Origin of the sequence: Cognatishimia maritima (assembly GCF_900129685.1) — a bacterium.
GTDB lineage: Bacteria > Pseudomonadota > Alphaproteobacteria > Rhodobacterales > Rhodobacteraceae > Cognatishimia > Cognatishimia maritima.
On record NZ_FQWM01000001.1, the window covers coordinates 648,346 to 662,717 of the forward strand.

Here is a 14,372-nt window from a genome sequence, read left to right on the forward strand (position 1 = left end):
CCAAGGCGACAGTCTCGCCTTGGCCATAGGTCACAGGATCAGATCAGTAGTTGGATTTGATCTGAACGCAGCTTTCGGTCTCAGTGTTGTACATACCGCAGCCCAGCTCTTTCCAGTCGGACTTCAGAACCGCGGACGCTGGCAGGAAGTCTGTCCATGCATCGCCTGGAACCTCGGTGGTTTTGGAGATGATGTCGAACTGACCGTCTGCTTGGATTTCGCCAATCAGAACCGGCTTCGCCAAGTGGTGGTTTGGCAGCATAACAGCTGTACCGCCGGTCAGGTTCGGGAACTCTTGGCCGTACATTGCGGTGCGTACTGCATCCACATCGGTTGTGCCTGCTGCCTCAACTGCGTTCACCCACATGTTGAAACCAATGTAGTGTGCTTCCATCGGGTCGTTGGTCACGCGGTCTTCACCAGCAAAGGCTTTCCATGCGTCGATGAATTCAGCGTTTGCTTCGGTTTCTGCGGACTGGAAGTAGTTCCATGCCGCAAGGTGACCAACAAGGTTGGATGTATCCAGACCGGACAGTTCTTCTTCGCCAACAGAGAAGGCCACAACTGGGATTTCATCTGCAGAGATACCCGCCGCAGCCAGTTCTTTGTAGAAGCCAATGTTTGCGTCACCGTTGATGGTAGAGATAACGCCGACGGACTTACCGTCTTCGCCCAGTGCGACAACATCTGCCACAATGGTTGCCCAGTCAGAATGACCAAACGGTGTGTAGTTCACAAAGATATCGTCGGCTGCAATGCCGTTGTCTTTGAGGTACTGCTCAAGAATGTTGTTGGTTGTACGAGGGTAGACATAGTCTGTGCCCAAAAGCGCGAACTTTTCGACACCCAGTTCTTCTAGGAAGTAATCCACAGCTGGGATCGCCTGTTGGTTCGGCGCAGCACCTGTGTAGAACACGTTTTTCGAGGACTCTTCGCCTTCGTATTGAACAGGGTAGAACAGCAGGCCGTTCAGCTCTTCGATGACGGGCAGAACGGATTTACGGGACACAGATGTCCAGTTGCCGAAAATCACGTCAACTTCATGCGTGGTCAGCAGCTCACGCGCTTTTTCCGCAAACAGCGGCCAGTCAGACGCTGGGTCAACAACGACCGCTTCGATCTCGCAGCCCAAGACGCCGCCCTTGGCGTTCTGTTGATCGACCAGCATCAGCATGGTGTCTTTCAGAGTGGTTTCAGAAATCGCCATTGTGCCAGACAGAGAGTGCAGAACACCCACTTTCACAGGACAATCTGCGGCCATGGCAGCAGAGGCGGCGACGGTCAACGCGGCGGCACTGGTAAGAGTTTTAGCGAACTTGATCATATTAACTCCTCGCGGAGGGCCTGCCGCATTGCACGAAAGCGCGCAAAAGCGTAGCAAGGACTCCGCAACGTTTGTTGCAATTCGTGTGGCGGTCTCCTCGAGGTCCAAATCGGTTGGCCGTCACACACCCGGTATCCCCAAACGAGCCGAAGCCCGCGATCAGGTGGCCTTATGAAGGTCACTGGCTGCGCGCCTTTCAACTATTGAACTCGGAACGATGTCCCTTTTGGGGTGAGTGGTTAAATTTTAGTCACTTTTGCCCGACTTCGACTATTTTTTAATCATACATCCGTGTCAGTGGAGCAAAAATAGCCGCGAACTGGTCACTTACTGACGCATTTGATGAAGGATGCAGCAGAACAGTTTCGGGAATCAGACCATACACACTGCTGCCACATACCAGATTGAAAATACGATGGGTCCAGTTCCACGCACCAAAGGCGCGCTTTTGCTGTCGTCTAAGCGTGTCGCGGGGCGCAGCGGTATTGATCGGTTCCGCACGTCGGGCGCAATGAAGGCATTGTTCCCGCGCGCGGAAGACCTGCAGGCGATCTTGATCAATACCTCCGGCGGTCTGACCGGTGGCGACCAGATTGATATCGTCGCGCAGGCCGGTGCTGGCAGCTCCCTGACGTTGACCACCCAAGCAGCAGAGCGCGCGTATCGTTCACAAGACGGTCGCGCGCGAATGCACACCGACCTGACCATTGATACCGACGCCCAGATTAACTGGCTGCCGCAGGAGATGATCCTGTTTGAAGGCTCGGCTCTGGATCGCCGTTTGACCGTCGATATCGCAGACAACGGGCGCTTCTTGATGGTCGAGCCCATAATCTTCGGGCGCACCGCCATGGGCGAAACGCTGACCTCGGTTTCGTTCAAAGACCGCGTGCGGATCAATCGGCAGGGAAAGCCGCTTTACTGGGACGGGCTTGATCTGGACGGTCACACCATGCGGCACCTTGCCCAACGTGCCGTCGCGCAAGGCGGTCGTGCGATGGTGAGCCTTGTATACGTCGCCCCAGACGCAGAAGCCCATTTAGATGCGTTGCGCAGGTACCTGCCCGCAACCGGCGGTGCCAGCCTTTTGGCCCCTGACCTGCTGACCCTGCGTTTGGTGGCTGCGGACAGTTTTGAACTGCGCCGCGCGCTTATCCCTATTTTAGAGCGGTTGACCAAAGACCAGCTCCCAACCTCTTGGAGACTTTGAAGACATGAACCTGACCCCGAGGGAAAAAGACAAACTGCTGGTGGCCATGGCCGCCGAGGTGGCACGCAAACGCCTTGCGCGCGGCGTCAAGTTGAACCACCCCGAAGCCATCGCCCTGATCACCGACGCGGTGGTCGAAGGCGCGCGCGATGGGCGTTCTGTGGCTGACATGATGGAAGCCGGCGCCGAGGTCATCAGCCGCGACCAATGCATGGCAGGCGTGCCAGAAATGATCCACGAAGTTCAGGTCGAAGCCACCTTCCCGGATGGCACAAAACTCGTGACCGTCCACAACCCCATTCGCTAAGGAGATCACCCATGAAATTTGTTTTGCCCCTTTTGCTGACCGCATCACCAGCTTTGGCCCATACCGGCGTCCATATGCATCCGCACGGGTCCGAAAACTGGATCGCCGGGGCCCTGCTGGTCGGAACGTGCCTGTTTGTGGCGGGCGTCAAATACGTGTGCGTCAAACGCGCGGAGCAACGCACATGATCCCCGGAGAGGTCTTTGCGGCCGAGGGTAAGTTGATCCTGAACGAAGGGGCGACTGCAATCACGCTTATGGTCGCCAACACCGGCGACCGCCCGGTGCAGGTCGGCAGCCACTACCATTTCGCCGAGACCAACCCAGCGCTCGATTTTGATCGCGACGCGGCATACGGAATGCGTTTGGACATTGCGGCAGGCACTGCTGTGCGGTTTGAACCGGGACAACGCCGCGAAGTGCAACTGATCCCCATTTCTGGCGCACGCAAGGTCTATGGCTTCAATCAGAGAGTCATGGGTGATCTGTGATGTTGGGCACTTTGAGGCCCTCTGAAACGGTTGCGCCTAAGCCTCGGGGTGGGCGCAGCAACCGGGCTTGCAGCATGGAAGATGACCGTATGCGCAAGGTTCGCGCACTTTCGTAACGGCGCAAATGCGCCCTCCCCGTGGGGGAGGCTCGGGCGCAGACCGGCCTAAGGCCGGGCAATAAGATAAATTCAGGGAGCATTCACATGCCAGCAACCATCAAACGATCAGACTACGCGGCGATGTTTGGCCCAACCGTGGGCGACAAAGTCCGTCTTGCGGATACAGACCTGATCATCGAAGTCGAAAAGGACCTGACCGGCCCCTACGGCGAAGAAGTGAAATTCGGCGGCGGCAAAGTCATTCGGGACGGCATGGGCCAAGCGCAGACCACTCGCGCGGACGGTGCGGTCGATACGGTGATCACCAACGCGCTGATCGTGGACCACACCGGCATCTACAAAGCAGACGTTGGCCTGCGCGACGGGCGCATTCACAAGATCGGCAAGGCTGGGAATCCCGACACGCAGCCGGGCGTGAACATCATCGTCGGACCCGGCACCGAAGCCATCGCGGGCGAGGGCCGCATCCTGACCGCAGGCGGCTTTGACAGCCACATCCACTTTATCTGCCCGCAACAGATCGAAGACGCGCTGCATTCAGGCCTGACCACCATGCTCGGCGGCGGCACCGGGCCAGCCCATGGCACCTTGGCCACCACCTGCACCCCCGGAGCCTGGCACATAGGCCGTATGATGCAAGCTGCAGACGCCTTCCCGATGAACCTTGCGTTTGCCGGCAAAGGCAACGCCAGCCTGCCCGCCGCCTTGGAAGAACAGATCAAAGCCGGTGCATGTGCGATGAAACTGCACGAAGATTGGGGCACCACCCCAGCGGCGATTGACTGCTGCCTGACCGTGGCCGATGCGATGGACGTTCAGGTGATGATCCACACCGACACGCTGAACGAGTCAGGCTTTGTCGAAAACACCGTCGCCGCCATGAAGGGCCGCACCATCCACGCCTTCCACACCGAAGGCGCGGGCGGCGGTCATGCGCCGGATATCATCAAGATCTGTGGCGAAGAGCATGTGCTGCCGTCTTCCACCAACCCAACCCGCCCCTTCACCGTGAACACCATCGAAGAGCATCTGGATATGCTGATGGTCTGTCACCACTTGGACAAATCCATTCCCGAAGACGTGGCCTTTGCCGAAAGCCGCATCCGGCGCGAAACCATTGCTGCCGAAGACATCCTGCACGACATGGGCGCGTTTTCCATCATCGCTTCCGACAGTCAGGCCATGGGCCGTGTGGGCGAAGTGTTGATCCGCACGTGGCAGACCGCCGACAAGATGAAGAAACAGCGCGGGCGTCTGGCCGAGGAAACCGGCGACAACGACAACTTCCGTGTCCGCCGCTACGTGGCGAAATACACGATCAACCCGGCGATTGCCCACGGGCTGAGCCAGCACATTGGCAGCATCGAAGAAGGCAAACGCGCCGACCTTGTCTTATGGAACCCTGCATTCTTTGGGGTCAAACCCGAAATGGTTCTGCTGGGCGGCACCATTGCCATGGCGCAGATGGGCGACCCGAATGCCTCGATCCCGACGCCGCAACCGGTGTACTCGCGGCCGATGTTTGGGGCCTATGGCCGCTCGGTTGAAAACTCTGCCGTGACTTTTGTCTCAGAGGCCGCGCAGGCTGAGGGGATTGCCGACAAGCTCGGCCTTGCAAAATTGACCGTCGCTGTGCGCAATACCCGCAATATTGGCAAGTCAGACCTAAAGCTGAACACCGCGACACCGAAGGTCGAGGTGAACCCAGAAACCTATGAGGTGCGCGCTGATGGTGAACTGCTAACCTGCCAACCTGCCACCGAACTGCCCATGGCGCAGCGCTATTTCCTGTACTGAGACGACAATGACAACACTCCCCCTCGCCCAAACGCTGCATCGGCATTCACATGCGGAATACGCGGCCAGCGTCACGCTTAGCTATGACGACCGGTTCCTGCGTCGCAAACGGCTGGTCGCGGATGACGGCACGGCCTTTGTCGTGGACCTGGAAAAGACCACGTCGCTGGATCAGGGCGACGCGCTGGAACTGTCGGATGGGCGACTGATCAACGTGCGTGCCGCTGCTGAGGACGTACTGATCGTGACCGGCCCGAACCTGCCGCGCCTTGCGTGGCACATTGGCAATCGTCACACGCCCTGCCAGATCGAGGCCGACCGTCTGCTGATCCAACGCGATCCGGTGATAAAACACATGCTGGAGCATCTGGACGCCATCGTCGTTGAGGGCAAAGAACCCTTCACGCCCGAAGGCGGGGCCTATGGCCATGGGCGGACCCATGCGCATGAACACGGCCATTCGGCACATGATCACAGTCACGACCATAGCCATGCCCATTGACGCGAAGCTTCTGACGCTGACGCAATGGCTGTCACCGGCCTTTCCAGTCGGCGCCTTTGCCTATTCTCACGGGTTGGAACAGGCGGTGTGCGATGGCTGGATACATGACGCGTATACGCTGAATGAATGGTTGGTCGACATTGCACGCCATGGCAGTGGCATGTCAGATGCGATTTGGATACGGCTCGCCTATGCCGCGCAATCTGACGCAGAATTGGACGCGCTGAACGCGCAGTGCCGCGCCTATGCGCCCTGCGCCGAACGACTGCGCGAAGGTCAGCGACAAGGACAGGCCTTTGCACGCGTTGCGTCAGAGGTTTGGGGGCTTGCGCTGCCAAATCTGCAGCTTCCCGTCGCCTTGGGCAGCGCCGCGCGGCAAATGGGTCTTTCGCCAGACAGCACCATCACGCTTTACCTGCAGTCCTTCCTCGGCAATCTGGTGTCTGCTGCGCAAAGGTTGATGCCCCTGGGTCAGACCGAAGCGCAGACCGTGCTGGCCCAGTTGAATGCAGACTGTATCGCACTGGCGCAGGCCAGCGACGGCAAGGCGCTGGAGGACATTACATCAAGCGCCTTCCTTTCTGATATCGCCGCCATGCGGCACGAAACACTCCAACCGAGAATATTTCAGTCATGACAAAAATGAACGGTCCCCTACGCGTGGGCATCGGCGGCCCGGTGGGCGCGGGTAAAACGACTTTGACAGCGCGCCTGTCTGAGGTGCTGAAAGAGCGGTTTTCTATCGGCGTCATCACCAATGACATTTACACACAGGAAGACGCCGAGGCTTTGATGCGAATGCAGATCCTGCCGCAGGACCGGATCATTGGCGTGGAAACCGGCGGTTGCCCCCATACAGCGATCCGCGAGGATGCCTCGATCAACCTTGCCGCCGTGGCAGAGATGCAAGAACGCCATCCAGACCTTGATATCGTGCTGATCGAAAGCGGGGGCGATAACCTGTCTGCCACCTTCAGCCCAGAGTTGGCAGATCTGACGATCTATGTGATCGACGTCGCTGCAGGCGAAGAAATCCCGCGCAAAGGCGGCCCTGCCCTCACGCGATCAGACATTCTGGTGATCAACAAAACCGACCTTGCCCCCCATGTCGGGGCCTCTTTAGAGGTCATGCGGCGTGACGCAACCAAAGCCCGCGACGGGCGGGTCTTTCATTTTACCAACCTCAAGCAAAAAGAAGGTGTAGAGGCGGTTCTGGGCAGCGTCTTGGACCTTTCGGGGCTGGAATAGACTGCAGCGAGCGCAGCGCCGTCAAAGACCGACGATACTCCGTGGGTCCTTCCGGATGCTGATCAGGATCACACCGGCTGCGAGGGCTGAAAACACGACTCCCGACAGGGGCAAATAGCCCAGGCCCACGCCGCCCGCCAGCAATTGTGCGCCCAAGGCTGCCCCGGCCGCAATCCCAAGATTGGCGGCTGTCGAAATCAGCGTTGATGCCAAATCTGGCGCAGCAGAAGCGCCTTCTAGCACTCGGTTCACAATGGACGCTGCGGGCACAAACATGATCACCCCGAAGCCAAACAAAACGCCGCCCATTATGATGGGACCGGCCCCCGCAACAAACACCGCCAGAAAGGCCACGGCCTGCGCCGAGATGCCAATGATCAACGTTCTTTGCGGGATCTGATCCGCCAGTTTCCCGCCGATGAATGTGCCCAGCGTTGCCCCTGCTCCGAACAGAAACAGCATCACCGGTAAGGTGCGTTGGTCGACCTGCACCACCTCGGTCAGGAAAGGAGCAACAAAGGTAAAAAATGACCAGAACCCGATCAGCATGACGGCGAATGTCAGATAGGCCATCAGCACCTGCTGATTGCCAATGGCTTTGACCTGTGACGCTATGCGGCTGCCCTCGGACGCGGTGGATTTATCCGCAGGCACCGTCCAGGCAATTGCGCCCATCACAAGCAAAGCTGCGCCGCCAATGATCCAGAATGTCGCCCGCCAGCCCAGCCAGTTGCCAATTGCGGTGCCCAGCGGGACGCCAAGGATGTTGGCGACACTGATCCCCGCAAAGAGCCACGCAATGGCCGCGCCGCGCTTGTTTTCTGGCACAAGGGACACGGCCACCACGCCAGCGACACCGAAGTAAGAGCCATGGCTTAAGGCCACCAAAAGCCGACCAGACAACAGCGACTCATAGGTGCCTGCCGTTGCGCACCAAAGGTGCCCAGCGACGAAAATCGCAAGCAAAAGCAATAGATTACGTTTGCGAGAGTATCGTGCAATCCCCAGAGTCAAGACTGGGCCACCAATTGCAACGCCCAGAGCGTAGGCGGTGATCAGATAGCCCGCCGCAGGAATTGTGACATCGAGATCGCGCGCGACTTCTGGCAGCAGGCCTGCAACGACAAACTCGGTTGTGCCGACGCAGAAGGCCCCAAGAAACAAGGCAATAACGGCAATTGGCATGATGTGTCCCCCTGCGATGATGGTCGCAGGTCGCGCCCGTTACCGCAAGGTCAGAGGTTTTTGCCCAAACGACTAACGCTGGTGTCACGCTTTTGGTGGCAGGATCAGAAAGGCGCGGAAGTCGTTTACATTGGTCAATGTTGGCCCGGTCACAACCTGCGCAGCGGCCTTTTCAAAATAGGTATGCGCATCATTGTCGGCCAGCGCCGCCCGCGCGACGGCCAATCCGTTGGGCAAAGCAGCCAGCGTTTCAGGCCCGATACAGGCCCCAGCCACTTCTGCCGCGCCATCAACGCCGTCGGTGTCGCAGGCGATTGCATAAATTCCTTCAGCACCCTCAAGCGTCTGTAAGGCTGACAGTGCGAATTCCGCATTTGGCCCGCCAACACCCTGCCCTCTGCGCGTCACGGTGCATTCGCCGCCAGACAGCAATAGAACCGGTGCATCGCCTGCCGTCATCTTTGCCCGAATATCCAGCGCCGCCTGCGCCTGCGCCGCCCCTAGGTCTCTGGCTTCGCCCTCAAGGGCGTCGCCCAGCAGTTGCACCTCACTTTGGGCAGCGCGCGCGATCTCTGCTGCGGCCTGTAGCGATTGCGATGGCGCCGCAATGATGTGCACCTCTCCGTTGACGTACTGGCGTCGCTGCGGGGTCATGCCTGAACCGGCAGTTTTCAGATGTGTCATAACCGCGTCAGGCACGTCGACTGACCAGCGGTTCAGAATATCTAGCGCCTTTTGAGGCGTGCTTTGGCTGGCCACGGTTGGCCCAGAGGCGATCTCAGCGGGGTCATCGCCGGGCACGTCAGAAATGATCAGGCTGATCACGCGGGCAGGCGCACAGGCCGCCGCCAACCCGCCGCCTTTGACGCCGGAAAGCTGGGTACGCACCGCGTTCATTTCGCTGATCGGCGCGCCAGACGCCAACAACGCCGCGTTGACCGCTTGCTTATCTTCAAGGGTCAGCCCCGCCACTGGCGCACAAAGCAAAGAGGACCCACCGCCCGAGATCAGGGCAATCACAGTGTCCTGGGGTTCAAGGTCTTTCACACGTTCCAGCAGTTGCAGCGTCGCGTCGACCCCGGCTTGATCCGGCACCGGGTGCGCGGCTTCCACGATCTCGATCTGTTGACAGGGCCTGGCATAGCCATAGCGGGTGATTACGAACCCATCGCAGGGGCCATAGGCGGCCTCGACCGCCTCAGCCATGCGCGCACTCGCCTTGCCAGCACCAACAACAAGCAGCCGTCCCTCTGGCCGTTCAGGCAGGTGGTTCGCGACAACTTTCATAGGGTCAGCGGCGGCCACAGCGGTATCAAACAGCTGGCGAAGGAACCCGTTCGGGTCGGTGAACGTCGCTGACATAGAGGGCGTGTTTCCTATCTTGGAGCAAGCCAATTGGCGTAATCGCTGACGAGAAGATGCCTTGGCGCTTCGTCTTCGTCAATATTGGCAAACCGCCCTATCGGATCACGGAACACATTGTCCGTTTCATCATCATTCACGGTCGAGACTTCGCCGATCAGCACATCACCACCTTCGCCCCAAAAGGCATGCCAATCGCCGGGTTGCAGCGTCACGCTTTCTCCGGGGGCGAAGGTCAGCTTTTCACCGGGCGCATAGTCTCGATGAATGCCGTCACACCAGACTGTGCCGCCTTTGTCTTCAGCGAAGTTGCCTTGATCGTCAGAGCCGTAAAGCTCCACCACCAAGGTTGCCCCACCGCGGTTGATAATGTCCTCTGCTTTGATCACATGGGTGTGCATGGGTGACAGCTGATCTTGTCGAGAAATCAGCAGCTTTTCGGCATAACACATGCCCCCACCCCGTTGCAGGTCCGCCAGGCGGCCATTGCGCAGGGTGAACAAAAACAGCCCCATCTGGTCAAAATCCCCGGCTCCGTAGTCAGTAATGTCCCAACCGCAGCGTGCATCGATCAGATGTTTGGCCTTGTCCGCATTGGCCGCAAAGTCTTTTGGGGACCAATAGGCAAAGGGCGGCAGGGTAAAGCCGTAGCTGCGGATCATGTCATCCGCCGCGCTCATAATGTCGTTGATGCGCGAACGCTTCATGCGGGTTCTCCGGTCATCTTCAGGAACTCCATTACCATGGCCGCAGTCCATGTGAAATGCGGGCCACCACAGGGCGCGCCGTTCATGGGGTCAAAATATTCCGCAAAGCCACCAATGCGGATCAGTTCGACACTGTCGCTGACCACGCGCGCGGCCACCTGATCATACCCATCTCGTGCCAGACCGTCGGCGATCATGTAGTTCACAATCAACCACGCCGGACCACGCCAATAGCGGCGACCGTCAAAGTCCTCTACATCGGGGTCATGGCTAGGGACGAGGTATTTCACGCGGTTCCCAAGCGTTTCAAGCCGCGCGGCGATGGCCGTGGCCCGTTCTTCTGGAATAGGTGCAAAGACTGGCAACAACCCACCAATGGACGGGCTATCAATCAGCGCCCCAATCGCACGGTCATAACAGAGGTATTGCTTGTACTTGTCGCTCCAATGCGCCTCAAGCGCGGCAATCCCCTTGGCAACTCGCGCTCGTGACGTTTCGGCCAAAGCGGTTTCTCCAAGATCATCCGCCATATCCGCGAGATCCGCGCAGGACCTCAAAAGGATGGCGTTGAACCCCGGATCAACCACGCGGAAAGGCGATGCTTCGTGCAGCTTGCTGTTGTCCCATCCAAGGCTGCGGAAGCGTTCCACCAACCAGATATAGCGCTGATATTGCTCCTGCGTGGGGCGATGGGCGGGGTCTGTGTGCAGGGTATCGCGCCGGGTGAAGGCCCCCACCCCTTCGGTGGGAACGCGCGAAAAGGCGTCGTCCCAGTCAATCGAGTTATCGCGCCCGGATTCCCAAGGGTGGATGATTGCCACCAGCCCGGTTTGTTCCGGATCGCGATTGGCAAAGAACCAATCGTGCCAAGCAGCGATTTTGGGCAATAAGGCCGCCGCCCTGGTTCGCGCAGCTTCTTTGTCCTTTGCCCGGTTGAACAGCCGTCGAAGCGCAAAAGCTGCGACTGGCGGCTGTGTGATGCCCGACGTGGGGACAGGCCTGCCGGTCTGCCACACTTCGGGCCCGGGGAAATAGCCGTCATCTTCTTGATGGAAGATGATATGCGGCACCATCCCGTCCTCCCATTGATGAGAGAACAAAGTTTCGATTTCCGTCCAAGCACGGGGCTCGTTGATGTAGTTCAGACCAATCGCCGACAGCGCGCTGTCCCAATTCCATTGGAAGGGATAAAGCCCATGGGTTGGGACGGTGTAAGTCCCCTTGTCGTTCCGGGCCAGAATGTCGACAGCTTGATCAAATAGGTCACTGTTCATCGGAGTTCACGATTTCTTAGGCCACAGCCTGTTGAGTGGATTTATCAAACCAGCGGATACGGTCTGCATGCGGAGCGAGATTGATGATCTCCCCGGTCTTCAGCTCAAGATCGCTTTCCAACACGGCGCGGAACATGGTGCCATCGACATCGCAGGTCACAAGAAGATGCGCGCCCAAAGGCTCGATCAGCCGGACTTTGGCGGGCAAGCCGCTTTCAGCAGGGGCGATGTCTTCGGGTCGGATGGCAAATTCAACTGACCCATCCGCCGCATGAGGGCCGTCATAGGTTTGCCCCGCCACAGTCCATTTCCCGGCGTCCGCACGGTTGGCCGGCAGGAAGTTCATGGGCGGGTTGCCGATGAAACCGGCCACGAAGCGTTCTGCCGGATTGCGGTAGACCTCAACCGGGGTCGCAGCTTGCACAATCCGTCCTTGGTGCATCACGGAAATCCGATCCGCAAGGCTCATGGCTTCGACCTGATCGTGGGTCACGTAAATGGCGGTAGTGTTGCTTTCCGCCAAAACGCCCTTCAGTTCGGCGCGCATTTCCAAACGTAACAACGCATCAAGGTTGGACAGCGGTTCATCCATCAGGATCACATCAGGTTCCATGGCCAAGGCACGGGCCACGGCCACACGTTGGCGCTGACCACCGGAGAGTTCACCAGAGTAGCGCCCTAGAAGCTGCTCGATATGCATCAACTCGGCGGTGCGCTCGACCCGGCGTTTGACTTCGTCATTGGGCTGTTTCTGCATACGCAGGCCAAAGCCGATGTTTTCGAACACCGTCAGGTGCGGGAAAACCGCGTAGTTCTGGAACACCATCGCAATGCCCCGGTCCTTGGGTGCGAGGTGATCCACACGACGCCCGCCGATCCAGACCTCGCCTTCGGTGGCGGTTTCTAGCCCGCAGATGATCCGCAGCAGCGTGGATTTTCCGCAGCCAGAGGCCCCCAGAAGCACCATGAACTCTTGGTCTGCAATGGTGAGGTTGATGTCACTCAGAGCTTGATATTCCCCAAAGCGTTTGGCGACGTTTTTGATTTGAATTTCAGCCATTTGTCGGCTCCTTTTCCATTTTGCCAATCAGCGATTGGCAATGCCCCACATCGCAAACAGATATTTGCGGACGGCAAAGATGAAGATCAGCGCTGGCACCACGAGGATGAACCCACCGGCGAATTTCAAATGCAGCGGAGATTCTGACAGGGTTTGCAGCAAGAATGCAGTCAGCGTCCGGTTCTCGATCGTCAGAACCGCTGCGGCGAAGACCTCGTTCCACGAGATCACGAAGGCGAAAATCGCAGAGGCAGTGATGCCCGGAAGGATCAGTGGTAAGACCACTTTCTGAAACGCGGTGACCCGGTTACAGCCCAAGGTCCATGCGGCCTCTTCCAGTTCAATCGGGATGCCCGAAAAAAGCGAGAAAGTGATCAAGACCGAGAACGGGATCGCCAGTGTTGTGTGCACCAGCGCCAGGCCAAAGGCCGTGTCATCCAATCCCGTGCGGATGAAAAGCACCGCCAACGGAAGCGCCAGCAATGGCAGCGGAAAGGCGCGGGTCAACAGGATCAGCAGCCGGAACAGTTCTTTACCCCTAAAGTCAAACCGCGACAACGCGTAGCCCGCTGGTGCACCGATCAGGATCGACAGGACCATGGTGATCGCCGCCACAATGATCGAGTTTTTCAGCGCGACCAACATGCCGGAAAAGCCTGTGAAGAACTCCAGCGAGCCAAGGTCGAATTCTGGAATGAATGACTTTGGAAAGCTGTTCACGGTTTCCGGCGACGACAGGGTGTTCACCAGCAGCAGATAAAGCGGGATCAGCACCCAGGCGCAGAGCAACACCACCCCTGAGATATAGACATAACGCCCTGCCTTGCCCGGTGCTCTGGGAAGGGCGATTTCGGATACGGTCGCGTCACTCATATCGTGGCTCCTTTCGGGACGCGCAGCGCGCGCAGGATGATCAGGGTGAAGAAGATCGAGATCGCCAGAACGATCAGCGCAAGCGCCGCCGCTGTGCCACTATTTTGCAGCAAGAACTGGTTCTCATAGATTTGCTCCATCAAGACCGGGAAGGTCGATCCGCCAAGGGCCGCAACCACTGCAAAGACTTCAAAGGCAAGGACGACGCGCAGGATCAGGGCCGTTTGCAGCGAGGGGCGCAGCAAGGGCAGCGTGACCTTGACAAAGCGTTTCCACGGCGATGCGCCAAAGACTTCGGCGGCCTCGTAGTATTCCTTGGGAATAAGGCCAATGCCTGCCACGATAATCACCAACATGATCGCCGTAGCGCGCCAGATTTCTGCAAGCATGATCGCAATGAAGACGACCGTGAGGTTCTGATAGGACAAGAATGAGGTCGGCTGATCGACTACCCCAAGCCCATGCAGCATGGAATTCAGGAAGCCCGACTGCTCAAAGATGGCAAGCCAGATGATGCCTGCGGCAAGGTCTGAGATGCCCAGCGGAATGGTCCAGACATAAAGCACCAAATCACGTCCGCGTTTCATTTTGTTGACCATTGTCGCCATCAAAAGCGAAAGCGCCAACTGGATCGGAACGACCGCAAGGGCAAGCAGGAAGGTGTTGCGCATCGAAATCGGGAACTTCCAGTAGCCCACGACCTCGCGGAAGTTGTCCATGGTGAAGCCGTTACCTGTGGTAAAGGCCTGCTGCGCAACGAGGAAAAATGGGTACAGGAAGAAGACACACAGGAACGCTGTCACCGGTGCAATCAACACATAGGGTAGTAACCGAGCATTCATCAGAAAGCTCCTCGGATAAGATTTGCGAAGTTTAGATAATACACACCGTATCAGCGGTGGGGATGGGTCCGG

The 14,372-nt window shown here is 58.3% G+C and carries 16 protein-coding genes; 8 read left to right on the forward strand and 8 right to left on the reverse strand.

Annotated features, from left to right (window positions below; genetic code table 11):
- Window positions 1-43: 43 nt before the first annotated feature.
- The gene (gene urtA / locus BUA39_RS03355) at window positions 44-1,324 is read right to left on the reverse strand and encodes an urea ABC transporter substrate-binding protein (RefSeq protein ID WP_072790890.1); all 1,281 of its coding nucleotides are present in this window, start codon (window positions 1,322-1,324) and stop codon (window positions 44-46) included.
- A 415-nt stretch (window positions 1,325-1,739) separates the two neighbouring features.
- Between urtA and BUA39_RS03360 the strand changes: the two genes are divergently transcribed.
- From BUA39_RS03360 to ureG, 8 genes are all read left to right on the forward strand, one after another.
- The gene (locus BUA39_RS03360) at window positions 1,740-2,534 is read left to right on the forward strand and encodes an urease accessory protein UreD (protein WP_072790893.1); all 795 of its coding nucleotides are present in this window, start codon (window positions 1,740-1,742) and stop codon (window positions 2,532-2,534) included.
- 4 nt (window positions 2,535-2,538) lie between these two features.
- The gene (locus BUA39_RS03365; RefSeq protein ID WP_072790895.1) at window positions 2,539-2,841 is read left to right on the forward strand and encodes an urease subunit gamma; all 303 of its coding nucleotides are present in this window, start codon (window positions 2,539-2,541) and stop codon (window positions 2,839-2,841) included.
- Window positions 2,842-2,852: 11 nt separating this feature from the next.
- A complete protein-coding gene (locus BUA39_RS16865; protein ID WP_207546189.1) occupies window positions 2,853-3,029 on the forward strand; it encodes a hypothetical protein in 177 nt (58 codons plus the stop codon).
- A complete protein-coding gene (locus BUA39_RS03370; protein ID WP_072790898.1) occupies window positions 3,026-3,331 on the forward strand; it encodes an urease subunit beta in 306 nt (101 codons plus the stop codon). Before BUA39_RS16865 ends, BUA39_RS03370 begins: the two co-directional genes overlap by 4 nt.
- A 203-nt stretch (window positions 3,332-3,534) precedes the next feature.
- Entirely contained in the window at window positions 3,535-5,247 is a 1,713-nt protein-coding gene (gene ureC / locus BUA39_RS03375; RefSeq protein ID WP_072790901.1) for an urease subunit alpha, read from the forward strand.
- 7 nt (window positions 5,248-5,254) lie between these two features.
- On the forward strand, window positions 5,255-5,749 hold the full coding sequence (gene ureE, locus BUA39_RS03380) for an urease accessory protein UreE (RefSeq protein ID WP_072790903.1): 495 nt from the start codon (window positions 5,255-5,257) through the stop codon (window positions 5,747-5,749).
- Window positions 5,694-6,386, forward strand: a complete 693-nt coding sequence (locus BUA39_RS03385) for an urease accessory protein UreF (protein ID WP_242648528.1) — start codon at window positions 5,694-5,696, stop codon at window positions 6,384-6,386. Before ureE ends, BUA39_RS03385 begins: the two co-directional genes overlap by 56 nt.
- Window positions 6,383-6,997: an urease accessory protein UreG gene (gene ureG, locus BUA39_RS03390; RefSeq protein ID WP_072790908.1), complete on the forward strand. Its 615-nt coding sequence runs from the start codon at window positions 6,383-6,385 to the stop codon at window positions 6,995-6,997. The genes BUA39_RS03385 and ureG overlap by 4 nt, the downstream gene beginning before the upstream one ends.
- A 21-nt stretch (window positions 6,998-7,018) precedes the next feature.
- On the opposite strand, the gene BUA39_RS03395 is transcribed toward ureG, so the two are convergent.
- From BUA39_RS03395 to BUA39_RS03425, 7 genes are all read right to left on the reverse strand, one after another.
- A complete protein-coding gene (locus BUA39_RS03395) occupies window positions 7,019-8,182 on the reverse strand; it encodes an MFS transporter (RefSeq protein ID WP_072790910.1) in 1,164 nt (387 codons plus the stop codon).
- 84 nt (window positions 8,183-8,266) lie between these two features.
- Window positions 8,267-9,544 carry a glycerate kinase type-2 family protein gene (locus BUA39_RS03400; RefSeq protein WP_072790913.1) on the reverse strand — a complete coding sequence of 426 codons (1,278 nt, stop codon included), beginning with the start codon at window positions 9,542-9,544 and terminating at the stop codon, window positions 8,267-8,269.
- Window positions 9,545-9,558: 14 nt separating this feature from the next.
- Window positions 9,559-10,251, reverse strand: coding sequence for a D-lyxose/D-mannose family sugar isomerase (locus BUA39_RS03405; RefSeq protein WP_072790915.1), 693 nt, complete (start codon window positions 10,249-10,251; stop codon window positions 9,559-9,561).
- On the reverse strand, window positions 10,248-11,525 hold the full coding sequence (locus BUA39_RS03410; RefSeq protein ID WP_072790918.1) for an amylo-alpha-1,6-glucosidase: 1,278 nt from the start codon (window positions 11,523-11,525) through the stop codon (window positions 10,248-10,250). The genes BUA39_RS03405 and BUA39_RS03410 overlap by 4 nt, the downstream gene beginning before the upstream one ends.
- A gap of 16 nt (window positions 11,526-11,541) precedes the next feature.
- Complete coding sequence (locus BUA39_RS03415; RefSeq protein ID WP_072790921.1) at window positions 11,542-12,585, reverse strand: ABC transporter ATP-binding protein; 1,044 nt, start codon at window positions 12,583-12,585, stop codon at window positions 11,542-11,544.
- Window positions 12,586-12,612: 27 nt separating this feature from the next.
- Window positions 12,613-13,458: a carbohydrate ABC transporter permease gene (locus BUA39_RS03420; RefSeq protein WP_084604684.1), complete on the reverse strand. Its 846-nt coding sequence runs from the start codon at window positions 13,456-13,458 to the stop codon at window positions 12,613-12,615.
- Window positions 13,455-14,300 carry a carbohydrate ABC transporter permease gene (locus tag BUA39_RS03425; RefSeq protein WP_072790925.1) on the reverse strand — a complete coding sequence of 282 codons (846 nt, stop codon included), beginning with the start codon at window positions 14,298-14,300 and terminating at the stop codon, window positions 13,455-13,457. The genes BUA39_RS03420 and BUA39_RS03425 overlap by 4 nt, the downstream gene beginning before the upstream one ends.
- Window positions 14,301-14,372 lie beyond the last annotated feature (72 nt).

Excerpts from the sequence above, each read along its gene's own strand:
- BUA39_RS03415 (WP_072790921.1), bottom strand. The coding sequence starts at position 12,585 with ATGGCTGAAATTCAAATCAAAAACGTCGCCAAACGCTTTGGGGAATAT.
- BUA39_RS03425 (WP_072790925.1), bottom strand. The coding sequence starts at position 14,300 with ATGAATGCTCGGTTACTACCCTATGTGTTGATTGCACCGGTGACAGCG.
- BUA39_RS16865 (WP_207546189.1), top strand. The coding sequence starts at position 2,853 with ATGAAATTTGTTTTGCCCCTTTTGCTGACCGCATCACCAGCTTTGGCC.
- BUA39_RS03385 (WP_242648528.1), top strand. The coding sequence starts at position 5,694 with ATGAACACGGCCATTCGGCACATGATCACAGTCACGACCATAGCCATG.
- BUA39_RS03400 (WP_072790913.1), bottom strand. The coding sequence starts at position 9,544 with ATGTCAGCGACGTTCACCGACCCGAACGGGTTCCTTCGCCAGCTGTTT.
- BUA39_RS03420 (WP_084604684.1), bottom strand. The coding sequence starts at position 13,458 with ATGAGTGACGCGACCGTATCCGAAATCGCCCTTCCCAGAGCACCGGGC.
- BUA39_RS03365 (WP_072790895.1), top strand. The coding sequence starts at position 2,539 with ATGAACCTGACCCCGAGGGAAAAAGACAAACTGCTGGTGGCCATGGCC.
- BUA39_RS03360 (WP_072790893.1), top strand. The coding sequence starts at position 1,740 with ATGGGTCCAGTTCCACGCACCAAAGGCGCGCTTTTGCTGTCGTCTAAG.
- urtA (WP_072790890.1), bottom strand. The coding sequence starts at position 1,324 with ATGATCAAGTTCGCTAAAACTCTTACCAGTGCCGCCGCGTTGACCGTC.
- BUA39_RS03370 (WP_072790898.1), top strand. The coding sequence starts at position 3,026 with ATGATCCCCGGAGAGGTCTTTGCGGCCGAGGGTAAGTTGATCCTGAAC.
- BUA39_RS03410 (WP_072790918.1), bottom strand. The coding sequence starts at position 11,525 with ATGAACAGTGACCTATTTGATCAAGCTGTCGACATTCTGGCCCGGAAC.
- BUA39_RS03405 (WP_072790915.1), bottom strand. The coding sequence starts at position 10,251 with ATGAAGCGTTCGCGCATCAACGACATTATGAGCGCGGCGGATGACATG.
- ureG (WP_072790908.1), top strand. The coding sequence starts at position 6,383 with ATGACAAAAATGAACGGTCCCCTACGCGTGGGCATCGGCGGCCCGGTG.
- BUA39_RS03395 (WP_072790910.1), bottom strand. The coding sequence starts at position 8,182 with ATGCCAATTGCCGTTATTGCCTTGTTTCTTGGGGCCTTCTGCGTCGGC.
- ureE (WP_072790903.1), top strand. The coding sequence starts at position 5,255 with ATGACAACACTCCCCCTCGCCCAAACGCTGCATCGGCATTCACATGCG.
- ureC (WP_072790901.1), top strand. The coding sequence starts at position 3,535 with ATGCCAGCAACCATCAAACGATCAGACTACGCGGCGATGTTTGGCCCA.